We start from the raw sequence: 18,415 nt of genomic DNA, 5'->3' as shown, positions 1-18,415 counted from the left end.
ATGAATTCAACAACTGGCTTGCTCACTCGTATTACCCAAACCCCTGGGCAATGTGGTGGTCGTCCCTGTATTCGAGGGATGCGAATTCGAGTGACCGATATTTTAGAGATGTTAGCTGAAAATGTTAGCGTGACTGAAATATTGGAAGATTTTCCCGATCTGGAACTTGCCGATATCCAAGCTTGCTTGCTCTTCGCTGCACGACGCACGGACTTTCCTAGGCTGACGGCATGAAGATCTGGGTTGATGCTTTGGAGCAACTACGGCAAGGTGAAATGATTGTAGAAATTAGCAATATTGCCTAAATTACGACAGTCTTTTTTTTATTGTCTTACTTATCAAACCAGATATTAATCAACAATATGCTTGAAGACTCTGCTGTAACTATCCAAAAAGCGATCGCTAAATTGCGTCAGCTAGTGCGACTAGAGGTACAAGCTAGTTGGCGTGACTTGGGTAATGATGCAACATTAATAGATTCCTTTCAGTCTCCCACTGTCATCCTCAATGAGAAGGGCTATGTAGTTTTTTCTTCAGGGAAAGAGGTTAAATGGCTAGGACAGCAGATTGTTATCCCTCAAACACTACAGGGTTATCCCATAGAGGGGATGAGTTTACGTTTAGTTTTAACTTGGTGGGCAGCAGATGCTCAAATATTTATTAACGGGGAGTTGGTGCAACAGGGAGATTTATTTGATTCTTCGGCGCGGGTATTAATTACGGATTATGCTCAACCAGGACAAGAATATGTGGTGACTATTCGCCTTGTTAGTCCGAGTCATGACATTGGGGCATTAATGCGATCGCATTTGATTTATGAACAAGTAAATACTCCCCAAAAGATTGACCCTGGTTTGGTAGCGGATGAAATCACTGTCTTAAGCAAGTATCTGTCTCAATTTAAACCCGCAGATCTAGATATATTAGCGACAGAATTAGATGGGTTTAACTGGCACAATCTGGAACAGGCTGATAAGTTTACAGAAGATTTGGCGCAGTTGCGATCGCTTTTGTTACCCCTGGCACAGGATATTAAACAACGTCGTTTTAATTTACTCGGTCATGCCCACTTGGACATGGCTTGGTTATGGACAACTGACGAAACCTACGAAGTCGCGGAACGAACTTTTAAGTCTGTTCTGGAGCTACAGCAAGATTTTCCTGCTCTTACCTTTGGTCATACTAGTCCAGCCTTGTATGAATGGATTGAGCATAATCGCCCTGAATTGTTTGAGTTAATTCAAAATGCTGTCAGGGACAATAGGTGGGAAATATTAGGCGGGATGTGGGTTGAACCTGAAACTAATTTGGTTTGTGGTGAGTCGTTAATTCGGCAATTAATCTATGGACAGCGATATTATCAGGAGAAGTTTGGCGAGATAGCAAAAGTTGCTTGGCTACCCGATAGCTTCGGTTTTACTTGGCAACTACCCCAAATTATGCAGCAATGCGGGATTGAATCTTTTGTCACGGGAAAATTGCACTGGAATGATACGACCAAGTTTCCTCATGGCTGTTTCTGGTGGGAGTCTCCCGACGGAACGCAGTTATTAACTTTGATGTCTCCCCCTAACGTGACGGGAGTGATGGATACTAACCCGATTACCATGGCTAACTATGCAGTTGATTGGGAAGTGCAGACGGGTTTACAGGAGATATTTTGGCTACCAGGAGTAGGCGATCATGGCGGAGGGCCAACTAGAGATATGTTGGAGGTTGCTGCTAAATGGCAGGACTCGCCGTTTTTTCCGCAGATTGAGTTTGTTACGACTGGGGATTATTTGAGGAGGATTGGGGGTACTGGAGAAAGCAATGAAAGTTTCGCGCAAAGTCGTTTATCCCGCTTAGTTTGGGGCCAAGACGCAAAGGGGGATAAGGAGAAAAAGCAAGGGATTCTTCGGCATCAGTTGCCGATATGGCAAGATGAGCTATATCTAGAGTTGCACCGTGGTTGTTATACCGTTCATGCCGATCAGAAAAGATATAATCGCCGTTGTGAAAGATTACTTTATGAAGCGGAATTGTGGTCAACTTTAGCAACTTTGCTTTGTGGAGACAGGTTTGATATCCAGCCACTATTTCCCAATATAAAAAATATAATTGAAAAAGAAGGTTTTTGTCAAGCAAATCCTCAGCAGCTGATCGAAATTGCCTGGAAGAAAGTTCTATTTAATCAGTTTCATGACATTTTGCCAGGGACATCGATCGCCGAAGTTTTTAGGGAAGCTAATCGAGACTGGGAGACAGCGCTGACCATCGGCGCAAATCTTCTGCAACATGCTCTAAGTACCATTGCTGCCAGTATCAAGTTACCAGATCCACCTCAAGCAGATGCTGTACCAATAGTTGTGTTTAATTCTCTTAATTGGTCGCGATCGCAAGTAGTAACTTTAGAAGATTCTCGATTTGAGGATAACAATTTATTTTGGCTTTGGGATGATCGGGGAAATAAAATTACTACTCATAGCGATCGAGCAGGTACATTAAGTTTTCTAGCGCAAAATATTCCAGGGGTAGGCTACAGTTTTTATTGGTTGTGTCAAGAATCAGGAATAAGATCGCGGGATGAATTTAAAGCTGATTACCTGTTAGAAAATAATTATTTAAAGGTAATTGTCAATCCGCAAACAGGTGATTTAGATAGTATTTTTGATAAGAACAACGAGCGAGAAATATTGCGATTACCTGGTAATAAACTACAGGCTTTTACAGACCAAGGGCAGTATTGGGATGCTTGGAATATCGATCCAGAATATGCACAAAAGCAATTATCTGACACCCAACTAAAATCAATTGAGTGGTTAGAAAATAGCGAATTAAGACAGGTAATTAGGGTAGTTAAACAATTTAATAGTTCCGAGTTTATTCAAGACTATATTTTAGCAAAACAGGCAAATCTCTTAACGATAGAAAATACCGTAGATTGGCAAGAAACCCATGTAATGATCAAGGTTGCATTTCCCTTAAATCTCACCAGCGATTATGTTACTTGCGAAATTCCCTGTAGCACAATTAAGCGCACCACGAAACCTGAAACAGCAGCAGAGAGAGCGCAATGGGAAGTATCAGCCTTAAACTGGGCAGATTTAACCGACATAAAAGCAGATTACGGAGTTAGTTTACTTAATGATTGCAAATATGGTTATGATGCTCAACCAAATCAATTACGCTTAACTTTATTACGGGCGGCTACTTGGCCAGATCCCCAAAGCGATCGCGGCATTCATCATTTTACCTATAGTATTTATCCCCATAAACATAGCTGGCAAGAAGCGAATACTGTTCGCCAAGGTTATGAGTTAAATACCAACCTGCACACCATAATTCTGACTCAACCAGAGCAAAAGAAGCAAAATAGTCAGCAATTACCAACCAGAAGCGAACTATTAAACCTATCCGCCGACAACTTAATCTTAATGGCGTTACAGCTATCTAATCAGCAAAACTTAACTATGCGTTGCTATGAAGCATGGGGAACAGAAGCTAAAATCAAGCTTAGAAGTGACGTAAATTTGGAGTTAGCCGATCAAATTGATTGCTTAGATAGAAAACAGGTTGAAAATGAACAACTCCAGCGCGTTAAACCTCATAAAATTATTAATTTTAAGCTCAAACAACATCTTCCATCAAAGCCAATCTAAATTAGGCATGTAAGCTAATAATTGCTCATATAATCATCAATAATTAGCAATTTTAAATAAATAGTTGATCAGAAAAATATCAATAACTAATCTTGAATTTTACTTAAATTGATTTAAACTTGACTATGCTGTTGCAATGCAGTCAGATGATCATCTGTCGATCTCGCCTACCTCTGAATTTATCCCTATAAGAGGAGAAGTTCCCCAATGGCTGCCAGAGACAGATTTATTCAGCAATACTGATATAGCAATCCTAAATGAAATGAGAAATTTCTACTACCTATATGCGAAGCGGTATGCTAAAGCCCTAAAGGATTCCCTTCGGTCTCATTTGCGGAGCTTATCCTTTAGGACTAGCTGCGCGTCGTCCTTTAAGACTACCTATTACCTAAAAACCAATTAATGTAGTTTCATAAATCAAATAGGACTGCTATAACAGGTAACTATTAGCTAAAAAATAGGTAAAAAGCTTCATGGAAGTTATTCACACCAAAATTTACGATGTTTTAATTATTGAACCTAAAGTCTTCGGTGATGAGCGCGGTTTTTTTCTGGAAAGCTTTAATGAAAAAACCTTTAGAGAGAAAACTGGCGTAATGGCTAGTTTCGTCCAAGATAACCATTCTCGTTCGGCGCAAAATGTCTTGCGAGGTCTACATTATCAGATTCAAAACCCTCAAGGAAAGCTGGTGCGCGTTACTTCAGGTTCAGTATATGACGTGGCGCTAGATATTCGTAAAAGTTCACCCACTTTTGGTCAATGGACAGGATGTATTTTGAGTGAAACTAATCACAGACAATTGTGGGTTCCGCCTGGATTCGCTCATGGATTTGTCGTCTTGTCGGAAGTGGCAGACTTTTTATATAAAACAACTGATTATTACTCACCAGAATATGAACGTTGTATTTTGTGGAACGATCCTGCCCTTGATATAGACTGGAAAATCGTGGGTGAACCAGTGCTATCGGCGAAAGATCGCTCTGGCCTACCGCTAGAAAAAGCTGAGGTGTTTGCATGACCAAAATATTGTTGATTGGTATTACAGGACAGATAGGACAAGAACTACAGCAGACTTTACCTAGTATCGGCGAAGTGATCGGTGTCGATCGTCAATCACTAGATCTAAGTCAACCTGAACAAATCCAGCAGCGAATTGCAGAGATAAAGCCCAATATGATTGTTAATGCTGCTGCTTATACCGCCGTAGATAAGTCAGAGAGCGAATCTGAACTAGCAATGACTATTAATGCCACTGCCCCAAAAGCGATCGCCATTGCTGCTCAAGATATTAATGCAAAAGTACTACATATTTCCAGCGACTATGTATTTAATGGACAAAACCATACTCCTTATCTAGAGGACGATCGCCCCGATCCTTTGGGAGTATACGGCAAGTCTAAACTACTAGGAGAAATTGGGGTAAGAGAAAATTGCGATCGCCATTTAATTCTGCGTACTGCTTGGGTATATGGTTCGAGGGGTCACGGTAATTTTGTCAAAACCATGCTGCGCTTGGGTGCAGAACGAACTGAGTTAAAAATAGTCGCCGATCAAATTGGTAGTCCTAGTTGGTCTTATGATATTGCGATCGCAATTACTCATTTACTCGCCAAATCTTTGACGGATGAAAGTATTAACGGGATCTATCACTTTACTAATAGTGGTGTTGCTAGCTGGTACGATTTAGCCTTAGCTACCTTCGATGAAGCCAAACAGCTTGGTTTTCCTTTAAAAGTTGAACAGGTTATACCGATTACTACCGCCGAGTTTCCCACCCCCACCCAACGTCCAGCCTATTCCGTCTTAGCCAAAACTAAAATCACCGCAGCTTTGGGAACACATCCCCCCTACTGGCGGGATTCCCTGTCTAAGATGTTAACCGAATGGCAATCTTTAGCTGATAGCTGATAGCTGATAGCTGATAGCCAAAAAAGACTAACCAAAACCAAGCTAGCCAATTAAAAACAACAATGAAAGCAATTATTTTATCTGGTGGGAAAGGTACGAGATTACGTCCTCTAACCTATACAGGTGCTAAACAGTTAGTTCCTGTCGCCAATAAACCGATCCTGTGGTACGGCATTGAATCGATCGTCGCCGCAGGAATCACTGAAATCGGCATTATTATTAGCCCAGAAACGGGAGGGGAAGTACAGGCTAAAACAGGGAATGGCGATCGCTTTGGCGCAAAAATTACTTATATTCCCCAAGATCGGCCATTAGGATTAGCCCACGCAGTTAAGGTAGCGCAACCCTTTTTAGGCGACTCTCCTTTTGTGATGTATTTAGGAGACAACCTAGTACAGAGTAAACTCGATCTATTTATTGACAAGTTCAAAACTCAACATTTAGATGCTCTGACCTTACTTTGTGCAGTAGAAAACCCCAGTGCTTTTGGTGTGGCGCGAGTCGATGAGGCGGGAAAAGTTTTAGAGTTAATTGAAAAACCACAAGATCCACCGTCTAATTTAGCGTTGGTAGGAGTTTACTTATTCTCCCCTAAAATTCATCAGGCGATCGCCAATATTCAGCCATCTCCCAGAGGAGAGTTAGAAATCACCGATGCAATTCAGTATTTAATTGACCAAAAACAAGGGGTAGCATCTCACCGATTAGAAGGCTGGTGGCTCGATACAGGCAAAAAAGACGACCTCTTGGCTGCTAACCAGATTATTCTCGATACTTGTCTAGAATCTACCCGTGAAGGGGCGATCGATGACCAGAGTAAAATTAGTGGTCGAGTTCATGTTGGGGAAAGCTCACAGGTAACTAATTCGATGATTCGTGGCCCTGTGACGATTGGTAAAAACTGCCAGATCCAAAACTGCTTTATCGGCCCTTATACCAGCATTGCGGATGATACTACTTTGATTGATATTGATATTGAACATAGCGTAGTGCTTAAAGGAGCAACTATAGAAGGAATTAGCTCTCGGATTGTCGATAGTTTAATTGGCGAAAGAGCGCACCTTAAAGTTGCACCTCAGCGTCCTAAAGCATTACGGTTTATGATTGGTGACGACTCACAGATTGAATTAACCTAATTAGCATATATGCAGCAAGACAATAGTAGAACACCTCGACACATTTTAATTACAGGAGGAGCAGGATTTATTGGCTCTAACTTTGTCCATCATTGGAGTAAGAATTATCCAGACGATCGCATTGTGGTCTTAGATGCTTTGACCTATGCAGGAAATAGAAGCACCCTAGCTAGTTTAGAAGATAAGCCTCAGTTTAAGTTTGTTCAAGGGGATATTTGCGATCGCACTTTGATCGACAATTTGTTAGCAGAGGAAAATATTGATACCGTCGCTCATTTTGCAGCAGAGTCCCATGTAGACCGTTCTATCTTAGGGCCTGGAGCCTTTGTTCAGACTAACGTGGTGGGAACTTTTACCCTCTTAGAAGCCTTTCGCCAACGCTGGAACAAAAGAGAGCAACCTCAAAGCGATTGCTTTTTACACGTTTCTACCGATGAAGTTTATGGCAGCCTGGAAGCAGACGATCCTGCTTTTACTGAAACAACTCCCTACACCCCCAATAGTCCATATTCCGCCTCCAAAGCGGGGAGCGATCATCTAGCGCGGGCATATTTCCATACTTACGGTATGCCTACCATAATTACCAACTGTTCTAATAATTATGGCCCATTTCATTTTCCCGAAAAGTTGATTCCGCTGATGTGTATTAATATCCTTTTGGGCAAACCCCTGCCTGTATACGGTGATGGGCAGAATATTCGGGATTGGCTCTATGTTGAAGATCACTGTCGAGCATTAGACGTGGTGATTAATCGTGGTACGCCAGGAGAAACCTATAATGTTGGCGGGAATAATGAAGTAAAAAATCTCGATCTAGTGGAACAACTGTGTAAGTTGATGGATGAACTAGCGCCAAATCTACCTGTACGTCCTTCAAAAGACCTAATTACCTTTGTTAAAGACCGCGCAGGACACGATCGCCGTTATGCGATCGACGCTAGTAAAATTAAGCGAGAATTAGGCTGGAGTCCCCAATTAACTGTCGAGGAAGGCTTACGACGCACCGTAGTCTGGTATTTGGAGAATCAGGATTGGTGGCAACCTTTACTTAGTGATGAGTATAAAAATTACTACGACCAAGTATATGCCTAACTAGCTATAAGCTATAAGCTATAAGTTAAACTACCAAACTCTTTTTGGTAGGGATCTTAAACCCGTTTAGCGATCGCCTTTAAGCTTTAACGATGCAAAATAAACTCATGACATAAACTCGTTACATCCTGAAGATAAGTTGCGTCACTATATTTGTCCCATTGCTCCTGTGGCCAATTGTGATTGTGCATTGTAGCTTCTTGGACTTTTTCGACTACAGGACGACGCAGCTGTTCATATTTACTAAACTGTCGATCGATCATTTCTTGTTTGTCCAAGTCATGATGCTGAATAATATTGGCGATCGCCGTACCGATAATAGCAGCATCTGTTAAACCCTGATTAGCTCCTTGAGCAGCAAAGGGAGGCATTCCATGAGCAGCATCACCCACCAAGACTAAGCGATCTTTACTCCAGATTGCTGGTTCGGAGATATCAGCAGGGTGAATGTAGTAGGGTCGATGGATTAGTGTTTGAGGAACGGATAATTTAACTACCTCGGCAAAAATAGTCGGGAAATCTGCTCTCTCTAAAATCTCTACTGCTAAGTCGATCATTGCTTCAGGGGATTTATTTTGTAGGCGATCGAAGTTTAAAGCAGTATGAAATAGATAACCCAGAGTATTTGCACCTTTTTTGATCATGATTAGTCTTGGCGAATCAAGGTTTTGCGCTTTTAATTCAGGGGAATCATTTTGCAGGGTCACTACCATATCCCCTCGAAAATATTCCTTTTCAAGTTGCTGCATCATCTCCTGGGAAACATACTCGATTTGTAAGCAACCAATTGCAGCAAAACCAGAATACTGAGGCTTTGCCCACTGACTCAAATTTGAATCAGCATAAACCAACTGGCGTACAGTAGAATTAATCCCGTCTGCTGCAACAACTAGCTTGGCTTTAAATTGATGTTCGTTAGTAGGTTGAGGCGATACAGCATCGGTTTGCTCCTCTGTAGCGGTATTTTCCCAGTGAGCAAAGGGATTAGCCGTAATTTCGCGATCGCTGATACAGTTTACAGTGACACAGCTGGCATTTTGAGTAACAGCGACACAACGATGATTAGCTTTAACTATTTCTGCTGGTAATAAGCTTCGTAACTCAGTTTGTAGTTGATACCAAGGAATTGAGACTCGTCCTTCTCCATAGCGCTCATGCCAAAAGTCAAAATCTAAAGGAGTCGAACGAATAACTTCTCCTTGGAGGTTTTTTTGACACCAAAATCTTTTTTTTACTGCCTGTTGGCGATCGCCTTCACTCCGTTGGCGACGAGCTTGAGTAAATTTTAAACCAACTGTTTTAATCTGCTGATAAGCATCCTCACTAATACATTTGAGTGCTTTTAAACCATTGGGTAAAATATCAACTACCTGTCCAACTTGACGAAAGCTGCGAGTTTGATCGATTACCAGAATATTATCAATGCCACGCTGATGTAGAGCGATCGCCGTAGCTAAACCTACTGGCCCAGCACCAACAATTAAAACATCTAAAATACCATAGACTTTCTCTTTCCCATCTAAATTCATTAAATTTTACTCAACTAACTTCTTCCCAAGATGCTATCAAAGAAAGCAGTCACAACTATCAAGATAATTATTTAGCGATCGCTGTACCCAATATGCAGGTTCGCTCCATACTCGCACCATCCAGATTGCTGCCTTCTAATTCCGCACAGAGCAAGTTTGCCCCAGTTAAGTTTGCCCCAGCTAAGTTGGCCCCGCGCAAATCAGCTTCTTCGAGGTTAGTCTCGCTAAGATTTGCCCCCTGAAGATCTGCCTGAGATAGATTAGCTCCTTTAAGGTTGGCACTGTTAAGATTAACACCCCGCAGATCTGTCCCTCTTAAGTCAACTCCTTTAAGATTAACCCCAGTTAAGTTTGCTCCACTCAAAAATGCTCCTGATAAAGAAGCTTGGGCTAATTTTGCGCCCATTAGGTTTGCCCCACGCAGATTACTACCTCGCAAGTCAGCATGACTAAGATCCGCCTGCATTAAATTTGCCCCTAACAAGTTTGCCCGCAGATCCGTAAGCTGTAGATCTGCCTGCATTAAGTTTGCTCCATCTAGCCTTGCCCCCTTGAGATTAGAGCGAGAAAAATCTGCCCCAACTAAATTAGCTCCTGCTAGATTAATCTTCTCTAGTTGACAATCAGCCAAATCTTCATCTTCTAAATCTATCCCTGGAAAATGCTTCTCTTGTCCTGCGCGAATTGTCTCTACGGTCATTATCTGTGTTTTAGGTTTTGATTGAAAATTGATTAAAAATAAATTTAAAGTCAAAGGTTAGCTGACTTTTAGTGGTGAGATAGTTTAAGAAAATGGTGTTTTGTTCTGATTCACACTACCCGAATCTACTAGCCACATTCCTGTAGCAATTTTTGGTCGATAAGCCTGAAGAGTCATTCCCTGCTGCATTCCCATCACCAGGAGCGATAAAGCATCTAGTAACTTGGGATCGTATCGTTTACCAGCTAGTGCCTGACAGTCTTTTAAAGCCTGGGCGCTTGGGTTTTTATCAGCAGAATATTGCTTATAAGCCTTCATTTTCTGCTGAAAATCTGCTAGCAGGCAAATAATCCGAGACTCTAAAGGAATTTCATCGTAGGATAATCCTGCGGGAATACCTGAGCCATCCCAGGCTTCTCTTTGATGGGTCAAGATTTGCGAAATGGCTTCTAACTGGGGCATAACTCGCAAGACTGAGGCTTTGGGCGCAGATTGATTAGCCAAAGTTTCTGTTTGAACTTGCGATCGCGAAGCGTAGGGGGACGCGCTAGCTAATCCTTTAGGAGAGCCTAATCGCCTATTACGTCTAGTTACGTCTGGTAAACCCACCCGATGTAGTAAGCCAGATAAATACAACCTTTTAGTCTGCCAGGCAGGTAAATCGAGCAACTGTGACATAGCTTCTGCCATTGATGCTACTTCTGAGGCTGCCATCGGGTTGCTAACGTCGGTAGCATCCAATAATTGAGCCATCCGCAGGAACGCCTGCATCTCATTAGAAACAATATTTTCGCTTAAATCTTGGAAACCTTTAAAGTTACCTGTTTGTTGTGGTTGATTTAGGGTTTTATGGGAGTCTTGGAGATACTTAATGACTTGAGAAACTACTGCATCCAAATCGTCTCTTTGTCTGGTGGCAGATTCAGCAGTCATCTTGGCGACTTTACTGGTCATCATCTGGGCCAGTTTAGAGTCATATTTACTCATATGATCGATCGCCAGCTCTACAGTTTCCTTCACTAATTCTGGTTCAAATGTCCAAAAGCCATAGAATTTGCGTTCTAAATCTGTTTTAGGCTTATTGTTTCCATAATCTTCAGGGGATAACTCTTGACACAACACCATTGCCGTATAGGTTGGCGAGAAAATTATCAAATGCCATTCTTCGGCGACAGGATCTTCTGGCTTAAGCTGCACCAGCGACACGTTTTCCTTCTTGCTAGTAGGGTGGCTATCAAATCCTGCATCAGGGGCTGCCATTAGTACGACATGCTCTGATTTGTCTGCCAAATCGCTATAACGATCTGCTTCTTCCAGATACCATTTGCCACGCTGAAAAGCCGTCACCATTAAAGGCGCACTGTGGGAATCTAAGATGAAATCTTCCAAAGCATGACACAGAGCAACCAAGGTATTTTTATAGTAAACACCCAGGTTTAAAGGTCGCACACTTTGGCGATGAGCCTCATCCAATCTTTGTAATATCGAACCTTCCAGCATAGTAGATAGTTAGTTAGTTAAATTTTTGGTGCGATCCCCTCAGGATACACCGATGGTTAATTTATATTTGTTTTTAAACGAAAGCTGTAATTTTCTGCTGTTCTGATTTTACAGGAGCAGTCAAGGCTTCTTCGAGAGAAGCTTTACCTAACTTATTTTCTAGAATTTGCATTACTTCTCGTCCAAAATCGTTAGGGTTTTGATTCCAAGCCTGGAGACATACTTCACCAAAGAACGAACCAAATGGCTCAGGATTCCATAACAGCTTTTTAGCTGTCCAAGGCATTAAACTCATGGGGTTATATCCAGGTTTGAGAACTTGATGCTCGAAGGCATATTCTTCTAAATGAGTATGTGGCTGTAAACCAATAAAGAAAATTGCTGGCTCGACCTTATCTTGCCCAAAAATTGCTTCTAGCTCCCGATGATAAGCAATGGTCTGTTTAATTGTCTCGTAAGTTTCATCAATCACATTAAACGAGTAATTGACTGACACTAGATCATTAAACCCTGCTGCTTTTAAATCACGGCAATTTTGTAAGACAGTACGTAGGTTATACCCCATCCTCATTTTACGCACCAACTCTTGTGAACCACTAGTGATGCCAATTTCAAAGTAGTTCATCCCTGTTTTGACCATTAATTCTGCCAATTCAGGAGTCACGTTATCAGCGCGAATATAGGCTGCCCAATGAATGTCTTTCATGCCCGAATCAACAATCTTTTGGAGTAAAGCGATCGCATCAGGAATATACTTTTTAGCAGGAATGAATTGAGCATCTGTAAACCAGAAGTTGCGAATCCCCCTGTCATAAAGCTGACGCATTTCTTTAACTACTTCATCAGCAGGATTAATCCGTACCTGTTTGCCTTCTACCACGGTATAAACGCAGTAGCAGCAGTTATGAGGACAGCCTCTTTTAGTTTGTACCCCAATATAGAAATCATTTTCTTGGAGATAATAGTCAAATTCTGACCAAACTGTAGCAATATAATCGTAATTACAAGCGCTTTTTTCAATCGGCGTAGGCCATTCATGAATTAGCTTTTCTCTAATCTGGTTTTCGCCCACTACATAGCAGCGTTCGTCGCGAAACTCTTGATTATTGAGGATCTTGGTTAATAATTGTTCTCCTTCACCAACTGAAACAATTGTGCCATCAGGTAACGATTCTTGTAGCTGCTCATAAAATACGCTAACTGCACCCCCGCCCACAATCACACGGGCTTCTGGATTATACTGCTTGGCTCTATTTAATCCTCGTTTAATCAGATTATTGTTGCGCCACAGTTCTCCATAGTAGGCAGACGCTACCTTTAGCCCCCCCAATGCTCCTCTCAATCGAATCAAGGGGTTTTTAGCATAGTAAAATTCAAAGGCGTTTTGCAGCGGATTTCCTCCTCTACCACCAACAGGGGCATAAATCTGAATATCTCGCCAGGAAAATACCAGCAAAGATGGCTTAAATTCATCAACACAGCGATCCAAGGCTGGATTAAAATCTAGCGGGGGAACTGTTCCTAGATCGAAGATTTTTTGCTCAACTTCAGGAAATAATTTGTGTACATGATCTGCTAGATACACCACCCCAATCGGAAATATGGGGTTGCAGGGTAAACGAACATAGAGGATACGCTGAGTCATAAGTGAGAACTATTGTTAAATTTTACAATTTTTATGAGTTTGCTGGAGGAGATTAGCTAGTTTCCTGCCAGAGACGATAATAAATTAGTTATATAACTTAACTTTAGCGAGATTATCTTCCACAATCAACTAAGTTCAAATCATATTTTACATTTTCCTCACCTCAACTAAGAATTAATCGCGATGTAACCAAGGGGAAAAGTCAAATTTGTATAGATTGATCCTTAATCGTTTTAGAAATTTTAGTTAAGATCGAAAAGTTATTTAAAAATAAAATTTTTATGATGCAATAAAGTCATCAAAAGCAGTTGAACAAAAGATTATTTAATCTATTTATCGGTAGCTTGGTTTACAAATTACTGGGATCGGGAAATGCTAGATTAGATTTAGCAGCAAAAACCTTTTTTTACACAATATTTTTAAATAGTTATGTCTCAAACATTAGATCCTTTTCCAAGCGATCAAAGCGATAGCATTTTGTGTTGTTATGTAAATGCTACAAGTCAAATTCAGATAGCTCGCATCACTAATATTCCTAACTGGTATTTTGAAAGAGTAGTGTTCCCTGGTCAGCGATTAGTCTTTGAAGCTCATGAAAAAGCCGTCTTAGAAATCCATTCGGGAATGATGGCGAGTGCTATCTTGTCGGATACAATTCCTTGCATTAAGCTCAAGCTGAAAAATGCACAAGAAGATCCAGATCATTTTAAAGTTCAACAAGTGTTAGAGGACGAACAGACTGGTAGTATTTCTATTGGTAGAATGGATATTGGAGCATCAGTTAATTTTGCTATTTAAAACATCAATAAAGCATCAAGTTTTCACCAATATTGAAGACAATTATTTGGGGTTAGTTAAAGATAATAGCTCCATTTTTTGTGCTAAGTTAAAATAAATAAATGTCGTTAGCATAAAACAATACTCGGTTAGTAAACTTGAATTTACCTTCGTTTCTTTGGCTTTGGAAAATTGCTGCTTGGGCAATGGGAGGAGCGATCGCTTTTTATCTTCTGCTTTTCGCTTCAGGAGCATTAATGTTTTATGGTCGTGTAGCCAGAATTGGTCGTCCAGCTTGGCTGAGAAATGCTCACTATACTGGAGGCATCATCATTATCTTTTTAGTGCTGTTGTTATTGGCGATCGGTGTTGTAGGTACAGTGGGTTACTACGGCAGCCTAGGGCATTCTACTCATCTTTGGTCGGGCTTATTTGTGGTAGGGTTAATCTGCCTTTCTGCCTGGAGTGCCAATCAAATAGATGCTCATAATCATTGGGCGCGATCGCTCCATACTACGATCAACGCTATTTTATTTGTCGGATTAGCCTACGTATCTTGGACTGGTTGGTTAGTGGTGCAGAAATATTTATAAAAGATTTTAATTTTAATTTATATGAAATACAAATAAGAATGATACAGATAAATAGTCCCTAAGTCCCTAAGTCCCCAAATCTTTTATTTGTAGCAAACATTTGCAGATTTCAAATTATTTGCCCATCATCCAGACAAGAAAGAGTTTGAAACTCAATACCTAAAAAATAGCAAAAGGCGAACTAGGAAATATTCCTGTCGCCTCCATTTACAGTTAAATTTAGTTACTGTCTGTAACAATCACTAATTAACAAACTAGAAATTATATTGCGCTCCAATCTGTATGCCGAATGCATCTAAACCTTTGCTCTCACTTTCCCCTTGAACGACGTTACCATTTTCGCCAACTTCGGGTACATCGACAACACCAAAAATGTTTGTGTATCGAGCCTGTCCGATAATATCGATTTTATCTGATACAGGATAACCAACTCCAGCTTTCGCTTGCAAAGCAAATCCAGTTCCCGAATCGTCATCACCTAATGCATCGCCGAGATCGCCACCAAAGTTAACATTACCTACGCCAATACCAGGGCTGGCGAATATGTAGAGACTTTGATCGTTAGTTTCGTCTAAAGTATAGGTAAATTTGGGGCCAACAAAAAAGCCAAAAGAACTATAGGATCCATCGAGAGGATCGGCATTACCGAAATAAAGAACTCCTTCTGCATCTGCACTAATCAGCTCGCTAAATTTATACCCACCATAGATACTGCCACCAAATCCAGTACCAGGATCGACTTGCTGTAACGTAGTATCTCCAGCTGCTGTTACTGCCACGTTAAAATCATCAATTTCGCTAGGAAAGAATACACCCAGAGTTCCTCCAACATAATACTTGCTGTCGACGGTACTACTGCTACGAGTGCGCCGAGTTCTGGTTCTTCTGGTTTGAGCAATTTCATCGCCTTGCTCTTGAAAATTAACCTTAAAATTATTACATTCAACGCCAGATTGACAAGAGACTTTCAGACTTTCATAGTCTTGTGTATCTTGTGCCTGAGCAGCTAAGGGGAAACCTGTAGCCAAAATAATTGCTAAAGCAGCAGTTTTAATATTCATACTTTTCACACCACATATAAATTGTTGCTAGCTAGACATAAACATAATTAGGCTAACTATGAATGTTATATTATGCGATATTCCCGATCAAAAACTCATACATTAGACAGATATTAAACTGTTTATTGTTGTTGTAGTAACAGAGTTTTTGAGACAATAGTTGGGTTATTTATAGCTATTTTATAGTTAAGCAAATCTTAATGAATCTAGACTTTACTATTCGTCAGGCTAACGTGGCTGATGTTCCACAAATCTTCAGTTTAATTAAAGCATTGGCAGAATATGAAAAATTGAGTCATCAGGTAACAGGAACCATCGAGCAGCTACAGGAGCATTTATTTGGCAGTCGTATTTATGCCGAGGCAATTATCACCGAAATTAATGATAAAACCGTTGGGTTTGCCCTATTTATTCCTAATTACTCTACTTTTTTAACCAAACCAGGAATTTATCTTGAAGATCTATTTGTTTTGCCAGAATACCGCCGTCAGGGAATAGGAAAAGCAATGTTGTCTTATTTAGGCAGGTTAGCCATTGAGAGAGATGCAGGAAGATTAGAGTGGAGCGTTTTAGACTGGAATGAAAGTGCGATCGCCTTTTATCAAAGCATAGGAGCAAAAGTATTGCCTGACTGGCGTATTTGTCGTGTCACTGATAATGCACTAAAAGCCTTGGCAACAATCTATTAAACATCATGGAAATTAAACGCATCCCTGTCTTGTCAGACAACTATGTTTTTGTGCTGTGGGATACTCAACAGAAAATTGCTGCGGTAGTCGATCCTGCTGTAGCATCACCAGTAATAGAATATCTTCAGTCAATTGATGCCAAATTAGTTGCCATTTTTAATACTCATCATCATGGGGATCATGTTGGTGGAAATCAACAGCTAGTTAAACAGTTTCCCGATCTTCGTGTTTATGGTGGCGCAGAAGATCGAGGCAGAATACCCCAGCAACAAGTCTATCTTACAGAAGGAGATACCGTACAGTTTGCTGACAGGATAGCTCAGGTATTTTTTGTTCCAGGACATACTCGCGCTCATATTGCTTACTATTTTCCGCCGACAGTAGCTAATGAGATCGGTGAATTATTTTGTGGTGATACAATCTTTGCTGGAGGATGTGGCAGATTATTTGAGGGAACTCCCGCACAAATGCTCAATTCCCTGGCTAAACTGCGCCAGCTTCCCGATCAGACTCGTGTTTGGTGCGCTCATGAGTATACCTTAAGCAATCTCCAGTTTGCCTTGACGGTAGATCCTGATAATCGAGACTTAGCAACTAGATATGAAAAAGTACAGCAAGCTCGAAGTCAAGGTTTAGCTACTATACCTTCTCTACTGGGTGAGGAAAAGCAGACCAATCCTTTTTTGCGATGGGATACTTCTGCTTTACAAGCTACCGCCAAGATTAATGAGCCTGTAAGGGTTTTTGGGCGTATTCGCGGTATGAAAGACCAGTTTTAGTTTTAGTTTTAAGTTAAGTATTTTAACTATTAAGCATTAAACATCTACCTGATAGTTCAGTTCCAGCTCATCTCCAGGAATACCTCGAATACCCCAATTGCCTTGAGGAGTCTCAAAAATGGTAATTTCTACATCTTGTGGCTTAATATCAGCGGTTTCAGCAATCTTTTGATATAGAATACGAATCAAATTCTTTTTGGCTTCAGCAGAACGACCTTCAAACATACTAATTTCAATAATTGTATAGTCACTACTGCGATCCCGAAGGGTAGGCGGAGCCTAATCGCTAGGAAAAATCAAGTTTTCTGGCTCTAGCACAATAAACCGCTGGAATTTTTTATTATTTGGGGTGCCAATCGCCTCCACTAATGCTGTATAAATAGCATGGGACAAAGCAAAACGCTTTGCTTCAAGATTTTTTTGTAGTCCGTAAATTTTAATCTGTGGCATTTAAGCAAGTAGGTCAAATTAATTAGAAGATAGTCTGGTAGGGAATTAGGGAATTAGGGAATTTAGGGAGAGATAACTAATTACCATTAAAATCTATCTTGTTTTTGGTTTTATATTTAATTCCGCCTAGCTACTTAGCTATCTACCTATCAAGTAGTATTTAATCATCGAGAATTAATTGAGCAAATTGAAGTAAATAGCTACAGGTAAAGCAATAAAGCCCAGTGCAATCAAAATAGCTAAAATAAGAGCGATCGCATAAACTACAGGACTAATTTTCGAGTTAAGCACGCCAATTGATTGCCAAGCACTCCAGATTCCGTGGCGCAAATGCAAAGCTAACACGATCATTACTCCAGCATAACCAAAGGCATAAACAGGGTCGTGAAACTTTTCCATCACCAAACTTGATAGATCTCGCATCTCCACTCCATTAATCATCGTGGAGTAATATACGCCAAATTTAAAAGTTGCTAGATGTAAGACTAAAAATCCCAATAGCACCATGCCAGTAATCAACATGCTGCGAGAACTAATTGACTGTTTACTAGGTGTTCCTACGCTTTTTAACTGGCTATAGGCAACTGGTCGAGCTTTAAGGGTGTTTAGCCGAATGCTAATGCCAACTACTACGTGAAAAATGGCGATCGCCAATAAGCTAAACTCAATTAGATAGAGTAGAATACCCAAGCTATCGATAAAATGAGCCAGCTGGTTATAGGCTTTGCTGCCAGCAAATAGAGTCAGGTTTCCCACCAGATGAACGAGGACAAATAAAGTTAAACCTAGTCCTGTAATCCCTGTAATAATTTTTTTACCGATAGGAGAAGTATAAAAGTTAACTAGTTTTGGGCGATCGCTACTGATAGTCATGAAGCTCTATTTTAAAGACTCAATATAAAACTAAATCTTAT

The 18,415-nt window shown here is 40.7% G+C and carries 18 protein-coding genes; 10 read left to right on the top strand and 8 right to left on the bottom strand.

What is annotated here, in order from left to right; genetic code table 11:
- The 6 genes from KME09_03205 to rfbB all read left to right on the top strand — a co-directional run bounded on the left by KME09_03205 (nt 1) and on the right by rfbB (nt 7,778).
- Nucleotides 1-234 carry a DUF433 domain-containing protein gene (locus KME09_03205; protein ID MBW4532922.1) on the top strand — a complete coding sequence of 78 codons (234 nt, stop codon included), beginning with the start codon at nt 1-3 and terminating at the stop codon, nt 232-234.
- Between the two features lie 128 nt (nt 235-362).
- Entirely contained in the window at nt 363-3,641 is a 3,279-nt protein-coding gene (locus tag KME09_03200; GenBank protein MBW4532921.1) for an alpha-mannosidase, read from the top strand.
- Between the two features lie 473 nt (nt 3,642-4,114).
- Nucleotides 4,115-4,660, top strand: a complete 546-nt coding sequence (rfbC, locus tag KME09_03195) for a dTDP-4-dehydrorhamnose 3,5-epimerase (protein ID MBW4532920.1) — start codon at nt 4,115-4,117, stop codon at nt 4,658-4,660.
- Nucleotides 4,657-5,550 carry a dTDP-4-dehydrorhamnose reductase gene (gene rfbD / locus KME09_03190; protein MBW4532919.1) on the top strand — a complete coding sequence of 298 codons (894 nt, stop codon included), beginning with the start codon at nt 4,657-4,659 and terminating at the stop codon, nt 5,548-5,550. The genes rfbC and rfbD overlap by 4 nt, the downstream gene beginning before the upstream one ends.
- A 62-nt stretch (nt 5,551-5,612) precedes the next feature.
- Entirely contained in the window at nt 5,613-6,686 is a 1,074-nt protein-coding gene (locus tag KME09_03185; GenBank protein MBW4532918.1) for a glucose-1-phosphate thymidylyltransferase, read from the top strand.
- Nucleotides 6,687-6,695: 9 nt separating this feature from the next.
- Nucleotides 6,696-7,778, top strand: a complete 1,083-nt coding sequence (gene rfbB, locus KME09_03180) for a dTDP-glucose 4,6-dehydratase (protein ID MBW4532917.1) — start codon at nt 6,696-6,698, stop codon at nt 7,776-7,778.
- 86 nt (nt 7,779-7,864) lie between these two features.
- Here rfbB and KME09_03175 read toward each other — a convergent pair whose 3' ends face one another.
- From KME09_03175 to KME09_03160, 4 genes are all read right to left on the bottom strand, one after another.
- Nucleotides 7,865-9,307, bottom strand: coding sequence for an FAD-dependent monooxygenase (locus tag KME09_03175; GenBank protein ID MBW4532916.1), 1,443 nt, complete (start codon nt 9,305-9,307; stop codon nt 7,865-7,867).
- Between the two features lie 67 nt (nt 9,308-9,374).
- Nucleotides 9,375-10,007, bottom strand: a complete 633-nt coding sequence (locus KME09_03170) for a pentapeptide repeat-containing protein (GenBank protein ID MBW4532915.1) — start codon at nt 10,005-10,007, stop codon at nt 9,375-9,377.
- A gap of 84 nt (nt 10,008-10,091) precedes the next feature.
- Nucleotides 10,092-11,507 carry a metal-dependent phosphohydrolase gene (locus KME09_03165; protein ID MBW4532914.1) on the bottom strand — a complete coding sequence of 472 codons (1,416 nt, stop codon included), beginning with the start codon at nt 11,505-11,507 and terminating at the stop codon, nt 10,092-10,094.
- Between the two features lie 73 nt (nt 11,508-11,580).
- A complete protein-coding gene (locus KME09_03160) occupies nt 11,581-13,152 on the bottom strand; it encodes a B12-binding domain-containing radical SAM protein (GenBank protein ID MBW4532913.1) in 1,572 nt (523 codons plus the stop codon).
- A 429-nt stretch (nt 13,153-13,581) separates the two neighbouring features.
- Between KME09_03160 and KME09_03155 the strand changes: the two genes are divergently transcribed.
- Both KME09_03155 and KME09_03150 read left to right on the top strand, forming a co-directional pair.
- The gene (locus KME09_03155) at nt 13,582-13,950 is read left to right on the top strand and encodes a DUF1830 domain-containing protein (GenBank protein ID MBW4532912.1); all 369 of its coding nucleotides are present in this window, start codon (nt 13,582-13,584) and stop codon (nt 13,948-13,950) included.
- A 137-nt stretch (nt 13,951-14,087) separates the two neighbouring features.
- Entirely contained in the window at nt 14,088-14,522 is a 435-nt protein-coding gene (locus KME09_03150) for a DUF4079 domain-containing protein (GenBank protein MBW4532911.1), read from the top strand.
- A 254-nt stretch (nt 14,523-14,776) separates the two neighbouring features.
- Here KME09_03150 and KME09_03145 read toward each other — a convergent pair whose 3' ends face one another.
- On the bottom strand, nt 14,777-15,583 hold the full coding sequence (locus KME09_03145; GenBank protein ID MBW4532910.1) for a porin family protein: 807 nt from the start codon (nt 15,581-15,583) through the stop codon (nt 14,777-14,779).
- Between the two features lie 200 nt (nt 15,584-15,783).
- On the opposite strand from KME09_03145, the gene KME09_03140 reads away from it, so the two are divergent.
- Together KME09_03140 and gloB are read left to right on the top strand one after the other, a co-directional pair.
- Nucleotides 15,784-16,272 carry a GNAT family N-acetyltransferase gene (locus KME09_03140; protein ID MBW4532909.1) on the top strand — a complete coding sequence of 163 codons (489 nt, stop codon included), beginning with the start codon at nt 15,784-15,786 and terminating at the stop codon, nt 16,270-16,272.
- Between the two features lie 5 nt (nt 16,273-16,277).
- Nucleotides 16,278-17,051, top strand: coding sequence for a hydroxyacylglutathione hydrolase (gene gloB / locus KME09_03135; protein ID MBW4532908.1), 774 nt, complete (start codon nt 16,278-16,280; stop codon nt 17,049-17,051).
- A gap of 36 nt (nt 17,052-17,087) precedes the next feature.
- On the opposite strand, the gene KME09_03130 is transcribed toward gloB, so the two are convergent.
- The 3 genes from KME09_03130 to KME09_03120 all read right to left on the bottom strand — a co-directional run bounded on the left by KME09_03130 (nt 17,088) and on the right by KME09_03120 (nt 18,374).
- Entirely contained in the window at nt 17,088-17,276 is a 189-nt protein-coding gene (locus KME09_03130; GenBank protein MBW4532907.1) for a tautomerase family protein, read from the bottom strand.
- Nucleotides 17,277-17,330: 54 nt separating this feature from the next.
- Entirely contained in the window at nt 17,331-17,501 is a 171-nt protein-coding gene (locus tag KME09_03125; GenBank protein ID MBW4532906.1) for a hypothetical protein, read from the bottom strand.
- A gap of 174 nt (nt 17,502-17,675) precedes the next feature.
- Nucleotides 17,676-18,374 (bottom strand): succinate dehydrogenase cytochrome b subunit, encoded by a 699-nt coding sequence (locus tag KME09_03120; protein MBW4532905.1) that lies wholly within the window; start codon nt 18,372-18,374, stop codon nt 17,676-17,678.
- Nucleotides 18,375-18,415: the final 41 nt, after the last annotated feature.

Origin of the sequence: Pleurocapsa minor HA4230-MV1 (assembly GCA_019359095.1) — a bacterium.
Classification (GTDB): Bacteria; Cyanobacteriota; Cyanobacteriia; order Cyanobacteriales; family Xenococcaceae; genus Waterburya; species Waterburya minor.
The sequence above is the reverse complement of the archived record's forward strand: the minus strand, read 5'-3'. Positions and strand labels throughout refer to the sequence as shown.

Bases quoted from the DNA above. Each gene is read 5' to 3' on its own strand.
- KME09_03205 (MBW4532922.1), top strand. From the start codon at position 1: ATGAATTCAACAACTGGCTTGCTCACTCGTATTACCCAAACCCCTGGG.
- KME09_03200 (MBW4532921.1), top strand. From the start codon at position 363: ATGCTTGAAGACTCTGCTGTAACTATCCAAAAAGCGATCGCTAAATTG.
- rfbC (MBW4532920.1), top strand. From the start codon at position 4,115: ATGGAAGTTATTCACACCAAAATTTACGATGTTTTAATTATTGAACCT.
- rfbD (MBW4532919.1), top strand. From the start codon at position 4,657: ATGACCAAAATATTGTTGATTGGTATTACAGGACAGATAGGACAAGAA.
- KME09_03185 (MBW4532918.1), top strand. From the start codon at position 5,613: ATGAAAGCAATTATTTTATCTGGTGGGAAAGGTACGAGATTACGTCCT.
- rfbB (MBW4532917.1), top strand. From the start codon at position 6,696: ATGCAGCAAGACAATAGTAGAACACCTCGACACATTTTAATTACAGGA.
- KME09_03175 (MBW4532916.1), bottom strand. From the start codon at position 9,307: ATGAATTTAGATGGGAAAGAGAAAGTCTATGGTATTTTAGATGTTTTA.
- KME09_03170 (MBW4532915.1), bottom strand. From the start codon at position 10,007: ATGACCGTAGAGACAATTCGCGCAGGACAAGAGAAGCATTTTCCAGGG.
- KME09_03165 (MBW4532914.1), bottom strand. From the start codon at position 11,507: ATGCTGGAAGGTTCGATATTACAAAGATTGGATGAGGCTCATCGCCAA.
- KME09_03160 (MBW4532913.1), bottom strand. From the start codon at position 13,152: ATGACTCAGCGTATCCTCTATGTTCGTTTACCCTGCAACCCCATATTT.
- KME09_03155 (MBW4532912.1), top strand. From the start codon at position 13,582: ATGTCTCAAACATTAGATCCTTTTCCAAGCGATCAAAGCGATAGCATT.
- KME09_03145 (MBW4532910.1), bottom strand. From the start codon at position 15,583: ATGAATATTAAAACTGCTGCTTTAGCAATTATTTTGGCTACAGGTTTC.
- KME09_03140 (MBW4532909.1), top strand. From the start codon at position 15,784: ATGAATCTAGACTTTACTATTCGTCAGGCTAACGTGGCTGATGTTCCA.
- gloB (MBW4532908.1), top strand. From the start codon at position 16,278: ATGGAAATTAAACGCATCCCTGTCTTGTCAGACAACTATGTTTTTGTG.
- KME09_03130 (MBW4532907.1), bottom strand. From the start codon at position 17,276: ATGTTTGAAGGTCGTTCTGCTGAAGCCAAAAAGAATTTGATTCGTATT.
- KME09_03125 (MBW4532906.1), bottom strand. From the start codon at position 17,501: ATGCCACAGATTAAAATTTACGGACTACAAAAAAATCTTGAAGCAAAG.
- KME09_03120 (MBW4532905.1), bottom strand. From the start codon at position 18,374: ATGACTATCAGTAGCGATCGCCCAAAACTAGTTAACTTTTATACTTCT.